The organism is Skermanella stibiiresistens SB22 (genome assembly GCF_000576635.1).
In the GTDB taxonomy this organism is placed as follows: domain Bacteria; phylum Pseudomonadota; class Alphaproteobacteria; order Azospirillales; family Azospirillaceae; genus Skermanella; species Skermanella stibiiresistens.
This window is the reverse complement of sequence record NZ_AVFL01000008.1, coordinates 85,465-108,285: the sequence shown is the minus strand read 5'-3', so window position 1 is coordinate 108,285 and position 22,821 is coordinate 85,465. Positions and strand designations below refer to the sequence as shown.

Below are 22,821 nucleotides of genomic sequence, written 5' to 3'. Positions count from 1 at the left end.
GCCGACACCATGAACCTGCGGGACCTCACCGCCGCCCTGTATCTCGATGCCGAACAGCTCCAGGGCGGCACCCGCATCGTCCGCAGCCCGATCGACGGCGCCGAGATCGCCCGCCTGACGGACGACACGCCCGAGACGGCGGACGCCAAGATCGCCGCCGCCGCCGAGGCCTTCAAAGGGTGGCGGCTGGTGCCGGCTCCCCGGCGCGGCGAGCTGATCCGCCTGCTGGGCGAGGAGTTGCGCGCCCACAAGGAGGCGCTGGGCAGCCTCGTCACCCTGGAATGCGGCAAGTCGATCCAGGAGGGCTATGGCGAGGTCCAGGAGATGATCGACATCTGCGACTTCGCGGTCGGGTTGTCGCGCCAGCTCTATGGTCTCAGCATCGCGTCGGAGCGGCGGGGTCACCGGATGACCGAGACGTGGCTTCCCCTGGGGCCCATCGGCGTCATCTCCGCCTTCAACTTCCCGGTCGCGGTGTGGTCATGGAACTTCGCGCTGGCGATCGTCTGCGGCGATCCGGTGGTCTGGAAGCCGTCGGAGAAGACACCGATCACGGCGCTCGCCTGCCAAGCCCTGTTCGACCGCGCCGCCGCCCGGTTCGGCGACGCGCCGGTCGGCCTGTCCTCTGTCCTGATTGGCGACCGCTCGATCGGCGAGCGGCTGGTCGATGACCGCCGTATCGCCCTGGTCAGCGCCACCGGCAGCACGCGGATGGGCCGCGAGGTCGGACCCCGGCTGGCCCAACGCTTCGCGCGCTCCATCCTGGAACTGGGCGGCAACAACGCCATGATCGTCACGCCGTCCGCCGATCTGGAACTCGCGGTCCGCGCGATCGTGTTCTCCGCCGTCGGCACCGCCGGCCAGCGCTGCACCAGCCTGCGCCGGCTGATCGTCCATTCCGATGTCTACGACACGCTGGTGCCGCGCCTGAAACAGGCTTATGCCGGGATTCCGATCGGCGACCCGCTGGACAAGACCAAGCTGGTCGGGCCGCTGATCGACCGCGACTCCTTCGACGGCATGGCCCGCGCGCTGGAGAACGCGGCGGGCGAGGGTGGCACCGTCACCGGTGGTCGCCGGGTGCTGGCCGACCAGCATCCGGACGCCTTCTATGTCGAGCCGGCGCTGGTCGAGGTGCCGGCCCAGACCGACACGGTGCGCCACGAGACCTTCGCGCCGATCCTGTACATCCTGCGCTATGACACCTTCGAGCAGGCGGTGGCGCTTCAGAACGACGTGCCGCAGGGCCTGTCGTCCTGCGTCTTCACCACCGACCTGCGCGAGGCCGAGCGGTTCCTGTCGGCCAGCGGCAGCGATTGCGGCATCGCCAACGTCAATATCGGTCCCAGCGGCGCCGAGATCGGCGGCGCGTTCGGCGGCGAGAAGGAGACCGGGGGCGGGCGCGAGTCGGGTTCGGACGCCTGGAAAGCCTACATGCGCCGGCAAACCGCGACGGTCAATTACTCAGACGCCTTGCCGCTGGCCCAGGGCATCAAGTTCGGCTGACCGCCAAAAGATGATCGGCCAGCGGCGGTCCCCGTCGGGCGCGGGTGAGTTCCACCAGCCCCAGCTTGGACATGCCATAGACGTTGACGCTGGCGGGATCGTCCGCTGTCGCCTTGCCGAGCGCGTCGAGCACGCGTTCGGCATCGCCGCGCGACGCCATGTTGATGAAATCGACAATGACGATGCCGCCGATGTTGCGAAGCCGGAGTTGGCGCGCGATCTCGGCGGCGGCGTCCAGGTTGGTGCCCAAGGGATTGGGCCGCTCGCCGCCATTGACGTCAACCACCGTCAGGGCTTCGGTGCGGTCGATCACCAAGCCGCCGCCTCCGGGCAAAGGCACTTGGCGGTCTGTCAGGCGAAGCAACTCGCCCTCGATGTCGTGGCGGTCGAACAGGGCTTCGGGCTCGACCTGGATCAACGGCGTCAGATCGGAACCCCAGGCGACCAACTCATCCCGGATCGCCCGCTCCGCGACCACGATGCGGGAGATTGGCCGCCCGCCATTCTCGATGATCGCCCGGATCGCGGCGGAATGCCCGGCCTGGAGCGTCAGCGGTGGTGCCGAGGTAACACGCGCCTCGATCCCCCGCCACGCGACGGCCAAGCTTTCCGCCTCCGCCGCGACGGCTTCGGAATCGATGCCGAGTGCCGCACCGCGGACGATCCATCCGCCGCCCAGGCCGCCGGTGATCTCGGAGATCGTCTGTGACAAGCGCCCGCGCGCGTCGCCTTGCGCCAAGCGGCGCGAGATCGAGATGCCGGGCTTGAAGGGTGTCATCACCAGGAAGCGGCCGGGCAGGGTCACGTCCATCGTCAGGCTGGGACCCTTGCCGCCACCCGGTTCGGACTTCACCTGGACCAGCACCGCCTGACCCGTCCGCAGCGTGGTCGCAGCCCGCGCCGCCTTGCGGCTGGCCGGGGCGGATGTGCGCAGATCGGCGTTGTTGAGCAGGCCGGTGGCGCCCCCGATATCGACGAAGGCGCCGTTCAGCGCCGTCACGATCCGATCGACGCGACCCAGGACGATCTCGCCAAGCCGGCTCGGCCGCTCGGTGCTGTCGATATGGAGGTCGGTCAGCCGCCCGTCCTCGACCACCGCCGCGCGGGTCAGCGGTCCGGAGTGGTCGATCAGGATCTCTATGGAGGTGGTTTTGCCGCCAGTCACGAGAGTGTCGGAGACTGCGCCGCTGCCGGAACGAAGCCGACGCCGCGCAGCATGTTCGACACCTCGAACAGCGGCAATCCGACGACGTTGCTATAGGAGCCACCGATCCAACGGATCAGCGCCGCGGCACGCCCCTGGATGGCGTAGCCACCGGCTTTGCCGTGCCACTCGTTGGACGCGATGTAATCCTCCGTCTCCTCATGGCTCAGGACCTTGAAGGTGACGGCGGTCTGCACGACCCGGTCAAGGGTGCGTCCATCGGGCAGGACGAGGGCGACGCCGCCGAAGACGCGATGGCGTCTGCCGGACAATAATTTCAGGCAGGCGCGCGCCTGCTGTTCTGTCTCGGCCTTGGGGAGGATGCGGCGGCCACAGGCCACCACCGTATCCGCCGCCAGCACATGGCTGCCGGCATGGCGAGCCGCGACCAAGGCGGCCTTCTCGGCGGCGAGCCTCGCGGCGTGCCGGGCGGGAAGCTCGTCTCGGAGCGGGGTTTCATCCAAATCGGCGGGGTCGATGCTGGCCGGGTCGATCCCGATCTGGCGCAGCAGGTCAAGACGCCGGGGCGAGGCCGAGGCGAGCACCAGCGTGTTGGGGGCCGGCGCGACTGTCATGACATCGAGGTCACGGTCTGTCCTGCGCGGCGGTTACTTGAATCGGAATGTGATGCGGCCCTTGCTGAGATCGTAAGGGGTCATTTCCACATTCACCCGGTCGCCCGCGAGCACGCGGATGCGGTTCTTGCGCATCTTGCCGGAGGTGTGCGCGAGCACTTCGTGGTCGTTGTCCAGCTTGACCCGGAACATGGCGTTCGGGAGCAGTTCCATGACGGTGCCGGAGAATTCGATCAGATCTTCTTTTGCCATAAGTCCTTTGGTCCGTTCAGCAGATTCCGCGATGATAAGTGATCGCCGGAACCACGCGGGTCAAGCGGTTTCCCGGCGCGGGCCGAACAATAGGCCGAAGTGCCGGAAAACGATACTGCCCATTTTACAAAATCCCGACACAAACCGCTTTCCCGCAAAGAGAATGGCGCCAGCGCCTCCTCCGCTCATCTGGCGGAGGAGGCGCTGGCGCCGCGGTAAGGCGTATTGGGCCGGCGCAACTTAGTACCGGAACCTAGTGCCGCTCGACCATCAACTTCTTGATTTCCGCGATCGCCTTCGCCGGGTTCAAACCCTTTGGGCAGGTGCGGGTGCAATTCATGATGGTGTGGCAGCGGTACAGGCGGAACGGGTCCTCGAGCTGGTCGAGCCGTTCGCCGGTCATCTCGTCACGGCTGTCCGCGATCCAGCGATAGGCCTGGAGCAGGACGGCCGGTCCCAGATAGCGGTCGCCGTTCCACCAATAGCTGGGGCAGCTGGTGGTGCAGCAGAAGCACAGGATGCATTCGTAGAGGCCGTTCAGCTTCTCGCGCTCTTCCGGGCTCTGCAGGCGCTCGCGGTCCGGTGGGGTGGCCGATTGGGTCTGGAGCCATGGCTTGATCGAAGTGTACTGGGCGTACACCTGGTTCAGGTCGGGCACCAGATCCTTGACCACCTTCATGTGGGGGAGCGGGTAGATCGCGACGTCGCCCTTGACCTCCTCGATCGGCTTCAGGCACGCCAGCGTGTTGACGCCGTCGATGTTCATGGCGCACGAACCGCAGATGCCCTCGCGGCAGGAGCGGCGGAACGCGACCGTGCCGTCCACGTCGTTCTTGATGTGGATCAGGGCGTCCAGAACCATCGGTCCGCACTTGTCGAGATCGATCTCGAACTCGTCCAGATGGGGGTTCTGTCCGTCCTCGGGGTTCCACCGGTAGATCTTGAAGTTCTTGGCGCGCTTCGCGCCCTTCGCGTTCGAGACCCTTTTGCCCGGCGTGATCCGCGAATTGCGGGGTAGCGCGAACTCAACCATCGTATCAAATCCTCGAATACCTTGCCCGCCGCGAGCCGCGGCCCGGTGCCGGGACGGCCGATGCCGCCCCGGCCTTGCATTGGCCAGTCAGGTCAGTACACGCGCGCCTTGGGCGGGAACACCTGGACCTCGTTGGTCAGCGTGTAGAGGTGGACCGGACGGAACTCGAAAGTCGTCTTGCCGGCCTCGTCCATGCTGACGACGGTGTGCTTCATCCAGTTTTCATCATCGCGATCCGGGTAGTCCTCGCGGGCGTGGGCGCCGCGGCTTTCCGTCCGGTTCGCCGCCGAATTCATGGTGACGACCGCCTGATACATCAGGTTGTCCAATTCCATGGCTTCGACAAGATCCGAGTTCCAAACAAGCGAACGATCGGTGATGCTGACATGTGGCCGCTTGGCCCAGGCCTTCTGCATCAGGTCGACACCCTCCTCCAGCACCTCGCCGGTGCGGAAGACGGCGCAGTTGTTCTGCATGTTCCGCTGCATCTCGGCCCGCAGGTCGGCGGTCCGGATCTCGCCCTTGGCGTGGCGCAGGCGGTCGAACCGCTCCAGCGCCAGATCGTCGCCTCCCTTCGGCGCCGCGCGGTGGGACGAGCCCTTCTCGATCACCTCGGCCGCGCGGATGGCGGCGGCGCGGCCGAACACGACGAGGTCGAGCAGCGAGTTGGAACCCAGCCGGTTGGCGCCGTGGACCGACACGCAGGCGGCCTCGCCGATCGCCATCAGGCCCGGAACCACCTGGTCGGGGTTTTCCGGGGTCGGTCGGACCACCTCGCAGCGGTAGTTGGTCGGGATGCCACCCATGTTGTAATGGACGGTCGGCAGGACGGGGATCGGCTCCTTCGCCACGTCGACGTCGGCGAAGATCTTGGCCGTCTCGGCGATACCGGGCAGGCGCTCGTGGATGACCGCCGGGTCCAAGTGTTCCAGGTGCAGGTGGATGTGGTCCTTGTTGGGACCGACGCCGCGGCCTTCCCGGATCTCGATCGTCATCGACCGGCTCACGACGTCACGCGACGCCAGATCCTTGGCGGACGGCGCGTAGCGTTCCATGAAACGCTCACCCGCCGAGTTGGTCAGATAGCCGCCCTCGCCGCGCACGCCCTCGGTGATCAGGCAGCCGGCGCCATAGATGCCGGTCGGATGGAACTGCACGAACTCCATGTCCTGCAACGGCAGGCCGGCCCGCAGCACCATCGCGTTGCCGTCGCCGGTGGAGGTGTGCGCCGAGGTGCAGGAGAAGTACGCGCGGCCATAGCCGCCGGTCGCCAGCACCACCATGTGGGCGCGGAAGCGGTGGATCGTGCCGTCGTCCAGGTTCCAGGCCATGACGCCGCGGCAAATGCCGTCCTCGTCCATGATCAGGTCCATCGCGAAATACTCGACGAAGAACTCCGCCTCGTGCTTCAGCGACTGCTGGTACAGCGTGTGCAGGATGGCGTGGCCGGTCCGGTCGGCGGCGGCGCAGGTGCGGTAGGCGCGGCCCTCGCCGAACTTGGTGGTCATGCCGCCGAAGGCCCGCTGGTAGATCTTGCCTTCCGCCGTGCGCGAGAACGGCACGCCGTAATGTTCCAGCTCGATGATCGCCGGGATCGCCTCGCGGCACATGTACTCGATCGCGTCCTGGTCGCCCAGCCAGTCCGACCCCTTGACGGTGTCGTACATGTGCCAGCGCCAGTCGTCCTCGCCCATGTTGCCGAGCGCCGCGCTGATGCCGCCCTGCGCCGCGACCGTGTGGCTGCGCGTCGGGAACACCTTGGTGATGCAGGCGGTCTTCAGGCCTTTTTCAGCCATGCCAAAAGTGGCCCGCAGTCCGGCCCCGCCGGCGCCGACGACGACGACGTCGTAGGTGTGGTCGATAATCTGATAGGCGCTAGCCATCGCTGCCTCAGCCTCCGAATGCAATCTTGAGAACGGCGAAGATGCCGGCTACCGCGAGGACGAAGCAGAGGAACTTCGCCGCGATGATGGCCGCGACCTTGACCCATTCGTTATGAACATAGTCTTCCAGGACGACCTGGATACCGGAGGCGGTGTGTTGAAACGTCACACCCACGAACAGGATCATCATGATCGCCGAGAAGGGCGAGCGCAGCCACGCCACCGCGGCTGCGTGACCGTCGCCGACGATGCTCAGGGCGCCGAACACGAACCACAGGGTCAGCGGGATCAGGGCGATCGAGGTCAGGCGCGACATCCACCAATGCTGCGAGCCGGCCTTGGCGGAACCGAGGCCGCGGACGCGGCCCAGCTGGGTACGCAGGCCCGGATTTGAACTTGTGCTAGCCATTGGTCTTCCTCACCACGCGATCAGAGCGATGATCCAGGTCAGGATCGTGAGGCCCACCGAGGTGCCGATCACGATCCAGCCGCCAAGATACACCTTCGGAAGTTCGAGGGCGTATCCCGTGTCCCAGATCAGGTGCCGGATGCCGGCGCAGAAATGGAACCACAGGGCGAAGGTCCATCCGAACAGGAGCAGAAGGCCGAAGAACGACCCCATGAACCCCGCCGCGCGGGCGTAGCTTTCCGGCCCCGCCGCGGCTGCCAGCAGCCACCACACCATCAGCAGGGTGCCGACGGCGAGCCCAAGCCCGGTCACGCGGTGGGAGATGGACAGGACGGACGTGATCTGTGGTCGGTAAATTTGCAGATGGGGTGAAAGCGGCCGACTGCCGTTCGACATATCTGACATCCTCGCTTGGGCTGCCGCAACCTGACGCGCGCGGCTGTGCGAAAACCCGAATTTTTATTTTGCGAGGTTGATTTACGCCGCTGGTTCACTCGAGTCAACGGCACCCCGACAGTTCGACCGCGCTGCGGCATCGCGCTGCAACATGACGCGTACGGCGCGTGGCGCCTTGATCCGGCCTATCTCGCAGGTAGGTGAAACGGCCGAGGCGTACGGGCCGCCGGAGCCCAAGTATCCGTATCCTCGCCTCCAATGTTTCAGGGCGAGGTCGGTTCAAACAGGCGTTTGTTTCTTTCACGATACGGTAAAAACGCTGGGTTTTTCCGCAACGTGTCCGCATATCCAGCCGGTTTGACTGCCCATGACTGCCGCGTTCGAGCTGACATCGAGGATTGTTTTATCAATGTGGCGCAATTACGGGCATTCGCATGCGCGCGAAACGCGCACGCATTTTCCGGCCCGCGACCATTTGCGTCAGTGGTGTTCCTAATAGTCGGGATGGGTTTTCGGCAGTGCGGACCACGGGCGCGTCATGGATCCGGAAACGCGGAGCGGCGTCGTCGCGGGTGACGGGAGAACCCGTCCCCGAGATCGGGAGGGCGCCGGAAGGATTGGCGCGGGAAGGGAGGCGAAGCGGATCGTGTCTCCGCCGCCGGCTATCGGCCGCCGGTGCGGAACCGCTTGCCGTTGGAGCCGATATCGTTGTTGAAGCCTTCGGCGACACGGTCGTCGCCACCCGACGCCAGGCAAAGCGTGATGTTGATCGAGGCCAGGATCGCTTGATCTATCTGATCGGGGTCTTGAACGTAGCGTTTGATCGCTTGAAGCGCGCGAGTCACGGATTGTGCCATAACACTTGAACTCCGAAGAACTGCCGGGCGTCCATTGGACCGTTACCAGTATCCTGACCTGATCCAGGCCGCTTGTCTGTGAAGCGGGCCACGGCGCGCGAAGAATTCGATCCCTCCACGCTCGGCTCCGCTTCAACGAACATCGGTGTGGTGCCGGTGACTTATAGCATTAAAGAAATTAACTATAAGTGAAGGACGGTTATGGGGCACATACTACCACTTCCGCACGGCTTGTCTTGCGGCGGATTGTAGCAGTCCGTCGCGGTCCGAGGCGGCACCCCTCAGTGTCCGCCTTCGACGGCGGCGCGGGGTTTCCGCACCAGGGGCATGCAGAGCAGGGCGAAGGCGAAGACGCCGGCCATCAGCAGCAGGCAATCGGTGAATGTCAGCACCATCGCCTCGCGCTCGACCACGCTTCGGATCATCCGCAGGGCCGCCAAGTCGGGATCGCCCGTGATGACGCCGGAAAAGCGGCCGGACAACCCGTCCAGCATGTCCTGGACCCCCGGGCGGGATGTCGTCACGTTGTCGGACAGCCGCGACATGTGGAGGGCGTAGCGCTCGATCAGCACCGTGTTGATCGCCGCCAGTCCGATGGCGCCGCCAAGGTTCCGCATCAGGTTGTAGAGGCCGCTGGCGTTCTTCAATTGCGCCGGGGGCAGGGTGCCAAGCGCCAGCGTATTGATCGGGATGAAGCACATCATCAGCGAGAACCCGCGCACCGCCTGTGGTAGGAAAAGCTCGTAGAAGTCTGATTCGGCAGTGAGAATCGAGTTCAGATAGACGCCGAACCCGAACATGCCCAGACCGATCCCCAGCATCAGCCGCAGGTCCATCCTCTTCGACATGATCCCGGCCACCGGCGCCGACATGAACTGGAATATGCCGGTCACGAACATCACCATGCCGATCTGAAGGCTGTTCAGCCCCCTGATGCGGCCCAGGAACAGCGGCATGATATAGACCGAGCCATAGAGCCCGACACCAATCACGAAGCTGAATAGGCAGCCGATCGCGAAATTCCGGTCCTTGAAGGCGCGCAACCCCACGATCGGATTGTGGTAGGTCAGGACCCGGTAAAAGAACAGGACCGCGCTGACGGCGCACACGACCGCCGCCAGGGTGATCGTCCGATCCTCGAACCAGTCGTCGCGCGGACCCTCCTCGACGACGAACTCAAGCGTGCCGAGGAATAGCGCCATGAACAGCAGGCCGGGCAGGTCGAACCCCTTCAGGACGCCACGGTCCGGCTTGTCGACGTCGACGAAGCTCCAGACCAGCCCGGTCACCATCAGTCCGGGAGCGACGTTGATCAGGAACAGCCAGTGCCAAGACAGGCTCTGCGTCAGATAGCCGCCGAGCGTCGGCCCCAATGTCGGCGCCATGGTGGCGACCAGCCCGATCATGACCGACACCCCGGCGCGCTTGTCGGCGGGGAACAGCGAGAAGCTGGTGGCGAACACGGTCGGGATCATGGCCCCGCCCAGGAAGCCTTGCAGCGCCCGGAACACGATCAGCGACTCGATATTCCAGGCGAGGGCGCAGGCGAAGCTCATGACCGTGAAACCGATCGCCGAGATCACGAAGACGTACCGGGTCGACAGCACCCGCGCCAGAATGCCGGACAGCGGGATCATGATCACTTCGGCGATCAGGTATGACGTCTGGACCCAGCTGATCTCGTCCGCGCTGGCCGAAACACCGGCCTGGATCTCCGCCAAGCTGCTCGACACGATCTGGATGTCCAGGATCGCCATGAACATGCCGACGACCATGGCGAAGAAGCCGATCCAGTCCCGCGTCGTGACCTGACGGGTTTCCGGCGGGCCCGCCGCCATCACTTCCGTCCCGGTTCGGCGGCGGCGGCCGTCCCGAAGATCCCGCCGGCCGCCAGGGGTCCGATGCCCTCCTCGCGGGTATCGACCGCCGCCTCGACCGACAGACCGGGCCGCAATAGGCCGGCCAGCGGGTTGTCGGTGGGAACCGCGATGCGGACCGGGATCCGCTGGACGACCTTGGTGAAGTTGCCGGTGGCGTTCTCCGGCGGCAGCAGGCTGAATTGGGCGCCGCTGGCGGGCGCGAAGCTATCGACGGTACCGCGCAGGGTATGGCCGGGAAAGGCGTCGACCGACAGGGTGACCGATTGGCCGCGCCGCATGCCGGCCAATTGCGTCTCCTTGAAGTTGGCGACGACATAGACGTCGGGCAGCGGCACGACCGCCAGCATGGCGGTGCCGGCCTTGACGTACTGGCCGAGCTGGACGCCCTTGTTGCCGATCACGCCATCGACCGGCGATCGGATGATGGTGTGGCTCAGGTTGTCGCGCGCCAGATCCAGGCTGGCCGCGGCTTGCCTGACCTTGGCTTCCGCCTCCTTGCGCGACGCCTGGAGGACGCCCAACTGGTCGTGCTCCGCCGCCAGGGCCGCCTTCGCCTTGTCCAGCGCCGCCTCGGCCTTCCGCAGATCGGCCTCAGCGGTGTCGAATCGCTGCCGGCTGACGGTGTCGCCGCTGACCAGGCTCTTGACCCGGTCGAAATCCTGCCGGGCGCGGTGGAGGTCCGCGTCGGACCCGGCGACGGTGGCTTGCGCCTGCGCGATCATGGAGTGTTCGAGCGTGATGCGGCTGTCGATGCTGCCGATGGCGGCCTGGGCCGCTTCGAGCGCCGCGTCTGATTGGGCTTGCTGGGCCCTGTACTCGCTGTCATCGATCACCACCAGCACGTCGCCGGCGGCGACCTCCTGGTTCTCGCCGACCCTGATATCCGCGACGTAGCCGGCGATCTTGGGGCTGATGATCGAGATGTCGCTGTGGACATAGGCGTTGTCGGTCGATTCGAAAAACCTCCCGACGGTCCACCATTCCCAGCCGAAATAGCCGCCACCCGCCAAGGCCACCAGCGCCGCCCCAATCAGTACCGACTTGCGCATCAAGCTGAACTCCCGGACGACGACCGCGTGCGTGTTCGAACTGAACGGTTCAGTTCACTCTCCAACGATGGTCTCCTAATTATCCCTAGTCAAGTCGAAACTGAACGGTTTAGTTTAACCTTGAACCATCGTCTTCCGGAGACGCAGAGATGACCATGACGGCCACGCGGGACCCGCGGCCCGAAATCCCAAGTGGACCGAAGCCCGCCCAGATCCTGTCGGCGGCGAAGACGCTTTTCACCAGCCAGGGCTTTGGCGCCACCAGCATGGATGCCATCGCCAAGATGGCGAACGTCTCCAAGGCGACGCTCTACGCGCATTTCTCCGGCAAGGAGGAGTTGTTCGCCGCGATCGTCAGCCATGAGTGCCGCAGTCAGCAACCGGCGCTGTGGGCGCCGGGGGTAGAGGACAAGGATGTCGCCGACGCGCTGACCGAGATCGGCCGCAATTTCCTGGGCCTGCTGCTGTCGGCGCCCGCCGTGGCGATCTTTCGCGTCGTCATCGCCGAGTCCGCGCGCTTTCCGGAACTCGGCAGGATCTTCTTCAACTCCGGACCCAACCAAGTGCGGCAAAGCCTCAGCTCCTATCTGGCCCGGGCCTCGGCGCGCGGCCGTTTGGACATCAGGGACTCCTGGCGGGCCGGCGAACACTTCATCGGCATGCTTCAGACACCGGTCCATCTCGATGTGTTGTTCGGCGTCAAGGACGGTTTCACGCGCGACGAGCTCGATCGGATCGTCAGGGATGCAGTCGATACGTTCCTAAGGGCGTATCTGCCACGCGATCGAACGGCGATGGCGTGACATAAGTGGTACAATGTTCGAGAAAGCCGAGTTCCGGCCGGCCTCGGGCGTTCATCCAAAAGACTCGATGCACTGATTGTGAGGCTTGGTGTCAGCACAGACGCTCCCAGCGGCGGACGGCTATCTTCCGTCGCGCGCCCGTATCGCCATCGCGCTGATCTTCTTCGTCAATGGCGCTGTTTTGTCCAGTTGGGTACCCCATATCCCAACCGTCCAGCGAAAGCTCGACCTCAGCACCGGCATGCTCGGCTTGGCGCTGTTGGGGATCGCCTGCGGGTCGCTCCTGTCCATGCCGCTGGCCGGTCTGCTGGCCGCGCGCCACGGCAGCCGCGTCGTCACCCTGACCGCCGCCTTGCTCTTCTGCGTCGCGACACCTCCGCTGCTGCTGGCGGGGAGCCTGCCCCTGCTGTTGGTGTTCCTGGTGCTGTTCGGTGTCTTCAATGGGGCGATGGATGTCGCGATGAACGCCCATGGCGTGGCGGTCGAGCGCGCGATCGGACGCCCGGTGATGTCGTCGCTGCACGCGCAGTTCAGCATCGGCGGCTTGGTCGGGGCGGGCAGCGCCGTGGCCCTCCTGCCGCTCGGCGTCCCGCCGATCGTCCATGTCACCACCATCGCGGTGTTGGGATTCATCATCGTGATTGGCTCGGCCCGCTTCCTGCTGCCCCACAGTGCCGATAGCGGGGCGGGGAGCGGCAAAGAGGGTGGAGCAGGGGGGCATCGCTTCGTGCTGCCGCGCGGTCCCTTGCTCATCCTCGGCGCCATGGGGTTCTTCATCCTGATGACGGAAGGCGCCATGTCCGACTGGACCGCCGTCTATCTCCGGTCGGACCTGGGGACCGGGGCCGGCTTCGCCGGAGCCGGCTACGCCATCTTCTCCGCCGCCATGGCGGTCGGACGCTTGACGGGCGACAGGATGGTCGCGGGTCTGGGGGCGGTGGCGATGGTCCGGTGGGGGGCGGTGCTGGCGTCGGTCGGCCTGGGCGGCGCGCTATTGGCGCATGATCCGCTCATCGCGATCATCGGCTTCGGCCTCGTCGGCCTGGGATTGGCCAACATCGTGCCGATCCTGTTCAGCGCCGCTGGAAACACGCCGGGCATGGCGCCGGGTTCCGCCATCGCGGCGGTGACGACGGCTGGTTACTGCGGCTTCCTGGCGGGGCCGCCCTTGGTCGGGTTCGTGGCCGAGGTGATCGGCTTGCCGGGCGCCCTGGGAATCTTGGCGGTCGCCGTCGGCCTGATGTCATCGCAGGCGGGATTGCTCAAACCGCGTCGATGATCCAAAGGGTGATGTTGCTCGTGGGGTGATTTGTCGAGAGGGAAGGGAGTTGGGACGCCCCGCGGCGGACCGGCTCCAATCGCCCGCCGGGCGACCGCGGGGCGGAGGAAAAGCCTTAGCTTATCCTCAGTGGCTGGAGAGCCGCGTCAATTCGTCTTTGAGCCTGAGTTTATCAAACTTGAGTTTCTTGATGTCGATATCTTCGGAGCCCGGTTGCTTCTGGAGGCTCTCAATCTGTCTGTCGAGGGCGGCATGGCGGTCGCGTAGAGCCTGAACGTGATTCTCGTTGACCATGTGACTTGCTCCATGTCTTTCAGACTATAACCCCTGAAGCATACACACTCTCAAAGGGATTGCTAGCCTGTTCCGTAAGAAAATGAAAGTTCGGACACAATGGAAAGCAATTTTTCATCTATTTAAATGCATATCTTTGTAATCATCTTTGGGCGCCCACGGCTGATGTGTGTCGGCGCCGAAAAGCGCCCCATGGGGCCGGCAGCCTGAATACCTTTGAAAACGGCTGACCCCTGGGCGGGGCACAGGCATGGTGGCCCCGCGATAACCGATCAATCTTGAAGTAGTCATGAGGAGGCGGTGGTGCCCAGGGACGGATTTGAACCGCCGACACGGGGATTTTCAGTCCCCTGCTCTACCAACTGAGCTACCTGGGCTTCGCCATTACCTCGCGGCGGCTTTGAAAGCGGCGCCGCGGGGCAGGGAGGTGCTTATAGGAAAGTTTGCGGACGGTGTCCAGCGGCTAAAGCTCGGCAAATCCACGGTTCGCGTAGCAGGATCTAGGGAACGGCCACAGGCACTCACCAACTGTTGGGGGCGCACTCGACAGGCTGATTTTGAGGCTGGAAAGGGAATGGTGCCCAGGGACGGATTTGAACCGCCGACACGGGGATTTTCAGTCCCCTGCTCTACCAACTGAGCTACCTGGGCATCTTCCAGGGCGTCGCCGTGGCGCCGCCGTAGGGCCGTGCTTGTAGGAAAAATTCGGCGGCCTGTCCAGCGTCGGATTACGTTTTCGTGAGGAATTTTCGCGGCGTCCGGAAAAAAGAAAAAGGCCCGCGCCACCGTCGGGTGGCGCGGGCCTTTTCCTATCCCAAGCGCGGGAGTTCAGGCCGCCGCGGTGCCGCCGACCGTCAAGCCGTCGATCCGCAGCGTCGGCTGTCCGACACCGACCGGCACGCCTTGGCCTTCCTTGCCGCAGGTGCCGATGCCCGGATCCAGCGCCATGTCGTTGCCGATCATGCTGACCTTGGTCAGCGCGTCGGCGCCGTTGCCGATCAGGGTGGCGCCCTTGACGGCGGGGCCGATCTTGCCGTCCTCGATCAGGTAGGCCTCGGACGCGGAGAAGACGAACTTGCCGGACGTGATGTCGACCTGCCCGCCGCCGAAGTTGACCGCGTACAGCCCCTTCTTGACCGAGCGGATGATCTCCTCCGGCGACTTGTCGCCCGAGCGCATCACCGTGTTGGTCATGCGCGGCATCGGGTGGTGGCCGAAGCCCTGACGGCGGCCGTTGCCGGTCGGCTTGACGCCCATCAGGCGGGCGTTCATGCGGTCCTGCATGAACCCAACCAGGATGCCGTCCTCGATCAGGGTGGTCGACTGGCTGGGCGTGCCCTCGTCGTCCACCGTCAGCGAGCCGCGGCGACCTTCGATGGTGCCGTCGTCCACCACGGTGACGCCGGGCGACGCGATCCGCTGGCCCAGCAGCCCGGCGAAGGCCGAGGTCTTCTTGCGGTTGAAGTCGCCTTCCAAACCGTGGCCGATCGCCTCGTGCAGCAGGATGCCGGGCCAGCCGTTGCCCAGTACCACGGTCATCTCGCCGGCGGGGGCCGCGATCGAGTCGAGGTTGACCAGCGCCTGGCGCAGCGCCTCGTCGACCTGGCCGCGCCACGCCGCCGGGTCGAGATAGGCCTCGTAGCTGGTGCGGCCGCCGACACCGTGGCCGCCGGACTCCATGCGGTCGCCGTCACCGACCACGACCGAGACGTTCAGCCGGACCAGCGGCCGGACATCCGAGACCCGCAAGCCATCGGCGCGGATGATCTGGACCGCCTGCCACTCGCCGCCGATCGAGGCGGAGACTTGGCGGACGCGCGGATCGCGGGCGCGGGCATAGGCGTCGATATCGGCCAGCAGCTTGACCTTGGTCTCGAAATCGACCAGGGCCAGCGGGTTGATAGCCTCGTACAAGGCGCGGTTGGTGCCGGTCGGCGGCTCGGCCATGGTGCCGCTGTGGCCGGCGTGGACCGCCTTGACCGTCACGGAAGCGCGGCGGATCGCGTCCTCCGACAGGGTCGAGGCATGGGCGTAGCCGGTCGACTCGCCCGAGATCGCCCGCAGCCCAAAGCCTTGGCTGGTGTCGAAGCTGGCGCTCTTCAGCTTGCCGTCGTCCCAGGCGAGGCTTTCCGACTGGCTGTATTCGAGGAAGAGTTCACCGTCGTCGGCGCCCGCCAACGCTTCCGACACGATCGATTCGGTGCGTGACCGGTCGAGCCCGGCGCGGTTGAAGAAGATGTCGTCGGTAACGGCGAGCGTGCTCATACAGGACTCCAGAACGGGATACCGGGGCGGCTGGCCCATCATAAGGTCAGGATACTTATGTGGGCCAGCCTCCTTGGATGTGAAGGGCCAGCCTTTACCCGCCCGGCACCGGCCCGCCCGGATCAGGCCCGCCCGATCACGCCGCCGGCTGCGCCTCGGCGGTCCGCTCCAGCGCCTGGGTGATCAGCTCGCGGGTGTTGGCGACGCCGTACAGCTCGATGAAGCTGCCCATGCGCGGCCCCTGTGTCTGGCCCAGCAGCACCTCGTAGAGCGCCTGGAACCAGCTCTTGAGGTCGGCGAAGCCATGGCGTTTGCCGATCTCGTAGACCTGGAACTGGATCTCCTCCGCCTTGGCGCCCTCGGGCAGGCGGCCCAGCTCGTCGAGCAGTTCGGTCATCGCCGCGCGCTCGGTCTCGGTGGGCGGGCGGTAGCGCTTGGTCGGCTTGACGAAGTCCTGGTAGTAGTTGACCGCGTACTGCACCAGCCGATCCAGGAACGGCGCCGTCTCCGGGCTGGCCTCGGGCGCGTAGCGGGAGATGAATCCCCACATCACGTCCTTGCTCTCGGCGTTGGCGACACCGGCCAGGTTCAGCAGGATGTTGTAGCTGAGGTCGCTGCGCGCCGCCGGCGGATTGCCGCCGTGGATGTGCCAAGCCGGGTTCTCCAGCTTCCGCGCCGGTTCCTCCGCCGGGAACTTCGACGTGAAGGCCAGGTACTCGTCCACCGCGCGCGGGATCACGTCGAAATACAGGCGCTTCGCCACACGGGGCTTCTGGAACATGTAGAGCGACAGGCTCTCCGGCGGGGCGTAGCGCAGCCATTCCTCGACCGATAGGCCATTGCCCTTGGACTTGGAGATCTTCTGCCCCTTGTCGTCCAGGAACAGCTCGTAATTGAAGCCCTCCGGCGGCTGCGTGCCCAGGATTTGGCAGATCTTTCCCGCCAGCTCGACCGAGGGGATCAGATCCTTGCCCGACATCTCGTAGTCGACGCCCAGCGCGTGCCAGCGCATGCCCCAGTCTGGCTTCCACTGAAGCTTGCAATGGCCGCCGGTGACGGGAACCTCGGTCTTCCGGCCGTCCTCGTCCTCGAACACGATGGTGCCGGCATCCGGGTTGTGTTCCAGGACTGGCACCTGCAGGACGCGACCGGTCGTCGGCGAGATCGGCAGGAACGGGCTGTAGGTCGCCGCCCGCTCCTCGCGCAGCGACGGCAGCATCACCTTCATGACGGCGTCGTAGTTCCGCAACACCGACAGCAGCGCCTCGTCGAACCGGCCCGAGCCGTACCAGTCCGTCGCCGACTGGAACTCGTACTCGAACCCGAAGCTGTCGAGGAAGCCCCGCAGCATGGCGTTGTTGTGATGGCCGAAGCTCTCGAACTTGCCGAACGGATCGGGCACCTTGGTCAGCGGCTTGCCCAGGTGCTCGCGCACCATCTCCTGGTTCGGGATGTTGTCGGGGACCTTCCGCAGCCCGTCCATGTCGTCGGAGAAGGCGAACAGGCGCGTCGGCACGTCCGGCGCCATGATCTGGAACGCGCGGCGCACCATCGTCGTGCGCGCGACCTCGCCGAAGGTGCCGATATGCGGCAGGCCCGACGGTCCATATCCCGTCTCGAACAGGACATAGCCTTTGGCGGGCGTTTTCCCTTTGTGACGCGCGATCAGCTTGCGCGCTTCCTCAAAGGGCCACGCCTTCGCCTGCAATGCCAATTCCTGGTCGCCAGACATGATACTTCACCGCTTGGGATAAAGATTGAAAGAGGGCGAACCTAGGGAACTCGCGCGCGCGGGTCAATCTTGTCGGGGGCTCCCGCCAGTCCTAACATGGCGGCGGCCCCGACTTCGTCAGCAAGGTTCCGCCCTCCCCATGATGCAGGACGTCATCAACTCCTTCGCCGCCGCGGCCGGGCTAATCCTCGGCTTCGACGACACGCTCGCCCAGATCGTGTCGCTGTCGCTGCGCGTGACCCTGACCGCCGTCGCGATCTCCATGGTGATCGGCCTGCCCCTGGGCGCGATGCTCGGCATCTCCCGCTTTCCCGGTCGGGGCGTCCTGATCGTCCTGTTCAACGCGCTGATGGGCCTGCCGCCGGTGGTGGCTGGCTTGCTGGTCTATCTGGCGCTGTCGCGCTCCGGCCCGCTGGGCAGCCTGGGCCTGCTGTTCACGCCCAGCGCCATGATCATCGCGCAGACCGTGCTGGTCGCGCCGATCATCGTCTCGATCACCCGTCAGGTGGTCGAGGACATGTGGGGCGAGTATCAGGAACAGCTGCGTTCGCTGGGATCCTCCCGCTGGCGGGCGATCCCGACCCTGCTGTGGGACGCCCGCTTCAGCCTGATCACCGGCGTTCTGGCCGGCTTCGGCCGGGCAAGCGCCGAGGTCGGCGCCGTGCTGATCGTCGGTGGCAACATCGCCGGCGTCACCCGCACCATGACGACAGCCATCACCCTGGAGACCGGCCGCGGCGATCTGGCGCTGGCGCTCGGCCTGGGCCTTCTGCTGCTGGCGCTGACCCTGACGATCAACGCGGCCGCCTACCTGATCGGCCAGATCGCCCGCCGCTCCGCCGGTTAGGCTTCCGCCAGGATCAGCGTCGCGCTCAGACCGCCGCCCGGCCGGTTCAGCAGGGTCACGTCGCCGCCATGGGCGCGGGCGATGGTGCGGGCGACCGATAGGCCCAGGCCGGTGCCGCCGGTGTCGCGGCTGCGCGAGCGCTCCAGCCGGTAGAACGGCGCGAACACCTTCTCCTGTTCCTCCACCGGAATGCCGGGACCGTCATCGTCGATCCGGATCGCCACCTGCCCATCCTCGCGCTGCTCCAGCAGGGTGACCCGAGCACCGCCGCCGTATTTGAGCGCGTTGTCGATCAGGTTGCCGATCGCGCGGCGCAGCGCCATCGGGCGGCAGCCGATGATCCTGTGCTGCGGCCCCGCGTATTCGATGGCGAAGCCGGCGTCGCCCAGGTCATCCACCAGACTCTCCAGCATCGCCGCCAAGTCCAACGACACGCGCGGCTCCTTGCGGGCGTCGTCGCGGGCGAAGGCGAGGGTGGAGGTGATCATCGCCTCCATCTCCTCCAGGTCGGCCAGCATCTTCCGCTGCTGCTCCGGGTCGTCGACGAACTCGGCGCGCAGGCGCAGCCGGGTCAGCGGTGTGCGCAGGTCGTGGCTGATCGCCGCCAGCATCTGCGTCCGGTCCTCGACGAAGCGGTGCAGGCGCGTCTGCATCTGGTTGAAGGCGCGTGTCGCCTGCCGCAGCTCGCGCGGGCCCGTCTCGGGCAGGAGAGGGGCCTCGCCATCGACCCCCAGCCGGTGCGCCGCCTCGGCGAACCGCTTCAGCGGCGCGCTCAGCAGCCGGCCAACCCAGATCGACAGGCCGAAGATCACCAGCCCGACCAGCCCCATCCACAGCCCGAACCGCAGCAGCCGGAACGGCCCGTCGCGCTCGGGGTCGGAGCGGAACGTCAGCCACGTGCCATCCGACAGCGGCAGCGCCATCCGCATCACGTTGCCGAACAGCCGCGCCTCGGCGGGCGCCAGCGGGCCGGGGCTCGGCGGCCCGTTCCGCACCTCGATCAGGATCTCCCGCTCCGAATCGCCCAGAGCCTGTCGTACCCGGCGCCGGAAGCCGTCGAACGGGAACCCGCTCTGGTTTCGCTGGAACTCGGGTGGCTTCGGCCGCCACTCGACCTCCAGCCCCGGCGCGTCCACCGCGCGGACCACGCGCGGGCGGAACTGCGGCGGCGTCTCGTCTGCCAGCCGGGTGATCGCCGCGACCCGCTCCACGATCCGGCCGGGACCATGGCGGGGTGGCCCCTCGCCGGCGTCGGTCAGATAGACCAGCGCGCTGACGCCCTGGGTCAGGGCCAGAGCCATCAGCACGGTGAAGCCCAGCCGCACGGCGATGCCGCCGGGCATGAACCGGCTTTTCGCCAGCAGGTTCCAAATCCGGGCCGCCCGCATCTCAGCCCCGGGTCACGGACGGGGTGAAGATATAGCCGCCGCTGCGAACGGTCTTGATCAGCGTCGGCTCCTTGGCGTCGGGCTCGATCTTGCGCCGCAGCCGGCTGACCTGGACATCGACGCTGCGGTCGAACGGCATCGCCGTGCGGCCCCGCGCCAGATCGAGCAGCTGGTCCCGGTTCAGCACCCGCTGGGGATGTTCGGCGAAGGCGACCAGCAGGTCGAATTCGCCGGCGCTCAGTTGGACCAGCACATTATCGGGCGACCACAGCTCGCGCTTGGCGACGTCCAGCCGCCAGCCCTCGAAGGTCAGACCGCGATTGGCCGGCTCGGCCTGCCCGCCGCCAGTCGACGAACCACCCACGGGCAACCCGGTGGAGCGGCGCAGCACCGCCTTGGCGCGCGCCAGCAACTCGCGCGGGTTGAAGGGTTTCGCCAGATAGTCGTCGGCCCCCATCTCCAAGCCGACGATCCGATCGGTCTCCTCGCCCATCGCCGTCAGCATGATGATCGGGATGCCGCCCAGCGGAGCGGGTTGCGCGCGCAGCCGGCGGCACAGCGCCAAGCCATCCTCGCCGGGCATCATCAGGTCGAGCACGATCAGGTCGATGCGGGAGGTCTCCAGCACCTTCATCATCTCCAACCCGTCCTTGGCGCTCGACACGCGATAGCCATGCTTGGTCAGGAACTGGGAGATCAGGGTGCGGATTTCCCGGTCGTCGTCGACCACGAGAAGGTGGGGCTGTTTGTCCATGGCCGGCATCATCGTCCAACCCGCGTCGATCGGTTAAGGGAATAGTTGTAACGGATCGTTACAGCCAGCGCGCTGGTTACACTACGTTACCAAAAGGGCGGTTGGCGGACATCAAGCGGCAAAGCGGCGCTCCTATCTTCACCTCATCGGAGCGGCACACCGCTTCGCCGCATCAAATGGAGACTAGAAATGAAGCGTACCGTTTTGGCGACCCTCGCGTTCGGCACCCTGCTCGCCGCCGCGGTTCCGGTCTTCGCCCAGGGCGGCCCCGGTGGGCCCGGCGGTCCCGGTCCGCGGTTCGAACGGATGTGCGAGAACCACGAGGCGCGCGTCGCCGGCATGCTGGCCTTCGCGGAAACCCGCCTGAAGATCACCGACGCGCAGCGTCCGGCGTGGGACAGTTTCGCCACCGCCGTCAGGAACACCGATGGTGTCATGGCCAAGCGCTGCGCCGATCCCGCCAGCTTCAAACGCCCGGCGACGCTGCCCGAGCGGGCCGCCCGCATGGAGGACATGATGACGACCGGCCTGGAGCAGGTCCGCCAGATCCGCCCCGCGCTTGATCAGCTCTACGCCACCCTGTCCGACGATCAGAAGAAGACCGCCGACGAGATGTCGGAGCGCATGATGCGTCATGGCCCCGGCGGCTTCGGTGAGTTCGGACACGGCATGCGTCATGGCCATGGTCCCGATCATGGTCCGGGCAGGGGCCCCGGCGGCGACGGCCCGCGTGGCGAGCCGCGCCCCAACTAAGTAGGCTCCAGCACGGCGCGCCGATTTCGCTTTATGAGCCGGCGCGCCGCCGCTATGTCTATCGCGTGAACCAATTGACCCGCCTCCTGATCGAAGCGGGGCCGCTCGCGGCCTTCTTCGTGACCAACGCCAAAGCCGGCATCATCACCGGCACCGGCGTCTTCATGGCCGCGACCGCCGTGGCCGTCCTGCTGTCCTGGCACCTGGAACGCAAGCTGCCGATCATGCCCCTGGTCGGCTGCTTCTTCGTGCTGCTGTTCGGCGGATTGACCATCTGGCTCGAGGACGACCTGTTCATCAAGCTCAAGCCGACGGTGGTCAACCTGCTGTTCGCCACGGTGCTGTTCACCAGCCTGGCGTTGCGCCGCAACGTGATGAAACCGCTGCTCGGCACGGTGTTGAGCCTGAGCGACGAGGGTTGGCGCATCCTGACCCTCCGCTGGGCCTGCTTCTTCGTCGTACTGGCCGTGCTCAACGAGGTGGTCTGGCGGACCATGACCACCGACGCCTGGGTCAACTTCAAGGTGTTCGGCATTCTGCCGCTGACCCTCGTGTTCAGCGCCCTCCAGATGCCGGTGATCATGAAGCACCAGACCCCCGAGGAGCCCGCGCGCGCCGAATGACCGCCCCAGCCGTCCCGGAACTCGCCGGTCCCGATTATCTCCCCCCGGACTATCTCCCCTATGCCGAGGGTCCGTTCCGGATGGCGATGGGCCTGATGGCCCTCAAGCCGGCGGACTGGATCGAGATCGACCAGCACCACGCCGCCGAGATCGCCCTGCGGAACCACCTGCTGGACACCCGCCGCGACGAGGTGCTGGCGATGACCCCGGAGGCGCTGGACGCCTGCCGCGAGGTCCTGGAGCAGCTGGCCGGTTTCCTGCCGGAGCGGTTCCCCGGCATCTTCGAACGAGTGGGCTCCAAGCTGGTCAACCATCTGACCGGCCACCGCTGGCCTGTTTCCGCCAACGTCACCGACCCGCTCGACATCGCCGGGCGCATGGTCCAGGAGGATCTGTGCGTCCTGCAAGACATCGACGGCGAGCTGAGGCTGACGGCGGGCGTGCTGTGCTTTCCCAACCGCTGGCGCTTGGCCGACAAGCTCGGCCTGCCCATGATCGGCATCCACGGCCCGGTGCCCTCCTATGCCGAGCGCCTGGGCAAGCCGGTCGACCGCTTCCTCGGCCTGATGACGCCGGACCGGCCGGTATGGCGGATGAACTGGTCCTTGACCAGCGACCCGACACTGTTCCAGCCGACCGGCCATGGCCGACGCGACATCGATCCCAGCGTCACCCCCGAAAATGCCGGCTCGCGCATCCTCCTGCGGGTCGAGCGCCAGACGCTGCGCCGCTTGTCGCGCACCGGCGCCGTGCTCTTCACGATCCGGACGTATCAGCGGACGGTCGACGGCCTGGCCGATCGCCCCGGCGAACCGGCCCGGCTGGCCGCCGCGATCCGCGCCCTGCCCGACGACACCGCGCGCTACAAAAGCATCGCCCCGTTCCGGGAGGCACTGCTGGCGTTCCTTGATCGGCAAATCCCCGGCAAGCATGAAGCGGACGGTTCTGGTCCGCAAATCGGCCCATAATTGTAACGGTACATGCGCCGCCCGGCACCCTAATCCTCGACTCGGAATCCTTAATTTCGAAGTCGGTAATT

Annotated in this window: 22 protein-coding genes and 2 tRNA genes; 7 read left to right on the top strand and 17 right to left on the bottom strand. The window is 66.1% G+C overall.

From position 1 onward, the window contains the following. The first annotated feature begins 9 nt into the window (after positions 1 to 9). Positions 10 to 1,506 carry an L-piperidine-6-carboxylate dehydrogenase gene (gene amaB, locus N825_RS12870; protein ID WP_037452077.1) on the top strand — a complete coding sequence of 499 codons (1,497 nt, stop codon included), beginning with the start codon at positions 10 to 12 and terminating at the stop codon, positions 1,504 to 1,506. Here the strand turns inward: amaB and N825_RS12865 are convergent. The 10 genes from N825_RS12865 to N825_RS12820 all read right to left on the bottom strand — a co-directional run bounded on the left by N825_RS12865 (position 1,493) and on the right by N825_RS12820 (position 11,044). Then, positions 1,493 to 2,671: a ribonuclease E/G gene (locus N825_RS12865; RefSeq protein ID WP_037452074.1), complete on the bottom strand. Its 1,179-nt coding sequence runs from the start codon at positions 2,669 to 2,671 to the stop codon at positions 1,493 to 1,495. The two genes, amaB and N825_RS12865, sit on opposite strands and share 14 nt — an antisense overlap. Next, entirely contained in the window at positions 2,668 to 3,285 is a 618-nt protein-coding gene (locus N825_RS12860; protein ID WP_037452071.1) for a Maf family protein, read from the bottom strand. The genes N825_RS12865 and N825_RS12860 overlap by 4 nt, the downstream gene beginning before the upstream one ends. 33 nt (positions 3,286 to 3,318) lie before the next feature. Next, positions 3,319 to 3,537 (bottom strand): translation initiation factor IF-1, encoded by a 219-nt coding sequence (gene infA, locus N825_RS12855; protein ID WP_037452069.1) that lies wholly within the window; start codon positions 3,535 to 3,537, stop codon positions 3,319 to 3,321. Positions 3,538 to 3,790: 253 nt separating this feature from the next. Continuing rightward, positions 3,791 to 4,570 (bottom strand): succinate dehydrogenase iron-sulfur subunit, encoded by a 780-nt coding sequence (locus tag N825_RS12850; protein WP_037452066.1) that lies wholly within the window; start codon positions 4,568 to 4,570, stop codon positions 3,791 to 3,793. A gap of 92 nt (positions 4,571 to 4,662) precedes the next feature. After that, positions 4,663 to 6,453, bottom strand: a complete 1,791-nt coding sequence (gene sdhA, locus N825_RS12845; RefSeq protein WP_037452064.1) for a succinate dehydrogenase flavoprotein subunit — start codon at positions 6,451 to 6,453, stop codon at positions 4,663 to 4,665. Positions 6,454 to 6,460: 7 nt separating this feature from the next. After that, complete coding sequence (sdhD, locus tag N825_RS12840; protein ID WP_037452061.1) at positions 6,461 to 6,862, bottom strand: succinate dehydrogenase, hydrophobic membrane anchor protein; 402 nt, start codon at positions 6,860 to 6,862, stop codon at positions 6,461 to 6,463. Positions 6,863 to 6,871: 9 nt separating this feature from the next. Continuing rightward, positions 6,872 to 7,258: a succinate dehydrogenase, cytochrome b556 subunit gene (sdhC, locus tag N825_RS12835; protein WP_037452059.1), complete on the bottom strand. Its 387-nt coding sequence runs from the start codon at positions 7,256 to 7,258 to the stop codon at positions 6,872 to 6,874. A 662-nt stretch (positions 7,259 to 7,920) separates the two neighbouring features. Continuing rightward, on the bottom strand, positions 7,921 to 8,103 hold the full coding sequence (locus tag N825_RS12830; RefSeq protein WP_245613096.1) for a hypothetical protein: 183 nt from the start codon (positions 8,101 to 8,103) through the stop codon (positions 7,921 to 7,923). A 293-nt stretch (positions 8,104 to 8,396) separates the two neighbouring features. After that, a complete protein-coding gene (locus N825_RS12825) occupies positions 8,397 to 9,953 on the bottom strand; it encodes a DHA2 family efflux MFS transporter permease subunit (RefSeq protein ID WP_037452056.1) in 1,557 nt (518 codons plus the stop codon). Continuing rightward, positions 9,953 to 11,044: an HlyD family secretion protein gene (locus tag N825_RS12820; protein ID WP_037452053.1), complete on the bottom strand. Its 1,092-nt coding sequence runs from the start codon at positions 11,042 to 11,044 to the stop codon at positions 9,953 to 9,955. The genes N825_RS12825 and N825_RS12820 overlap by 1 nt, the downstream gene beginning before the upstream one ends. 149 nt (positions 11,045 to 11,193) lie before the next feature. On the opposite strand from N825_RS12820, the gene N825_RS12815 reads away from it, so the two are divergent. Both N825_RS12815 and N825_RS12810 read left to right on the top strand, forming a co-directional pair. Further along, a complete protein-coding gene (locus N825_RS12815; RefSeq protein WP_051512254.1) occupies positions 11,194 to 11,847 on the top strand; it encodes a TetR/AcrR family transcriptional regulator in 654 nt (217 codons plus the stop codon). An 88-nt stretch (positions 11,848 to 11,935) separates the two neighbouring features. After that, the gene (locus tag N825_RS12810) at positions 11,936 to 13,126 is read left to right on the top strand and encodes an MFS transporter (RefSeq protein WP_198038308.1); all 1,191 of its coding nucleotides are present in this window, start codon (positions 11,936 to 11,938) and stop codon (positions 13,124 to 13,126) included. Between the two features lie 126 nt (positions 13,127 to 13,252). On the opposite strand, the gene N825_RS37885 is transcribed toward N825_RS12810, so the two are convergent. The 5 genes from N825_RS37885 to N825_RS12790 all read right to left on the bottom strand — a co-directional run bounded on the left by N825_RS37885 (position 13,253) and on the right by N825_RS12790 (position 17,417). Beyond that, complete coding sequence (locus N825_RS37885; protein WP_084164693.1) at positions 13,253 to 13,420, bottom strand: YdcH family protein; 168 nt, start codon at positions 13,418 to 13,420, stop codon at positions 13,253 to 13,255. A gap of 301 nt (positions 13,421 to 13,721) precedes the next feature. Next, positions 13,722 to 13,797 (bottom strand) — tRNA-Phe (locus tag N825_RS12805). 198 nt (positions 13,798 to 13,995) lie between these two features. Beyond that, positions 13,996 to 14,071, bottom strand: a tRNA-Phe gene (locus N825_RS12800). Positions 14,072 to 14,248: 177 nt separating this feature from the next. After that, entirely contained in the window at positions 14,249 to 15,685 is a 1,437-nt protein-coding gene (gene tldD, locus N825_RS12795) for a metalloprotease TldD (protein WP_037452046.1), read from the bottom strand. Between the two features lie 136 nt (positions 15,686 to 15,821). After that, on the bottom strand, positions 15,822 to 17,417 hold the full coding sequence (locus N825_RS12790; protein WP_037452043.1) for a lysine--tRNA ligase: 1,596 nt from the start codon (positions 17,415 to 17,417) through the stop codon (positions 15,822 to 15,824). Between the two features lie 139 nt (positions 17,418 to 17,556). On the opposite strand from N825_RS12790, the gene N825_RS12785 reads away from it, so the two are divergent. Further along, on the top strand, positions 17,557 to 18,264 hold the full coding sequence (locus N825_RS12785; RefSeq protein ID WP_342666022.1) for an ABC transporter permease: 708 nt from the start codon (positions 17,557 to 17,559) through the stop codon (positions 18,262 to 18,264). On the opposite strand, the gene N825_RS12780 is transcribed toward N825_RS12785, so the two are convergent. Together N825_RS12780 and N825_RS12775 are read right to left on the bottom strand one after the other, a co-directional pair. Next, on the bottom strand, positions 18,261 to 19,652 hold the full coding sequence (locus N825_RS12780; protein WP_037452040.1) for an ATP-binding protein: 1,392 nt from the start codon (positions 19,650 to 19,652) through the stop codon (positions 18,261 to 18,263). The genes N825_RS12785 and N825_RS12780 overlap by 4 nt on opposite strands. Position 19,653: 1 nt before the next feature. Further along, the gene (locus N825_RS12775) at positions 19,654 to 20,406 is read right to left on the bottom strand and encodes a response regulator (RefSeq protein ID WP_037452445.1); all 753 of its coding nucleotides are present in this window, start codon (positions 20,404 to 20,406) and stop codon (positions 19,654 to 19,656) included. Positions 20,407 to 20,595: 189 nt separating this feature from the next. Between N825_RS12775 and N825_RS12770 the strand changes: the two genes are divergently transcribed. The 3 genes from N825_RS12770 (at position 20,596) to N825_RS12760 (ending at position 22,750) form a co-directional block, all read left to right on the top strand. Next, positions 20,596 to 21,159, top strand: a complete 564-nt coding sequence (locus tag N825_RS12770; RefSeq protein WP_037452038.1) for a Spy/CpxP family protein refolding chaperone — start codon at positions 20,596 to 20,598, stop codon at positions 21,157 to 21,159. A 65-nt stretch (positions 21,160 to 21,224) separates the two neighbouring features. Beyond that, entirely contained in the window at positions 21,225 to 21,782 is a 558-nt protein-coding gene (locus tag N825_RS12765) for a septation protein A (RefSeq protein WP_037452035.1), read from the top strand. Then, positions 21,779 to 22,750: a heme-dependent oxidative N-demethylase family protein gene (locus tag N825_RS12760; RefSeq protein WP_051512250.1), complete on the top strand. Its 972-nt coding sequence runs from the start codon at positions 21,779 to 21,781 to the stop codon at positions 22,748 to 22,750. The genes N825_RS12765 and N825_RS12760 overlap by 4 nt, the downstream gene beginning before the upstream one ends. Positions 22,751 to 22,821 lie beyond the last annotated feature (71 nt).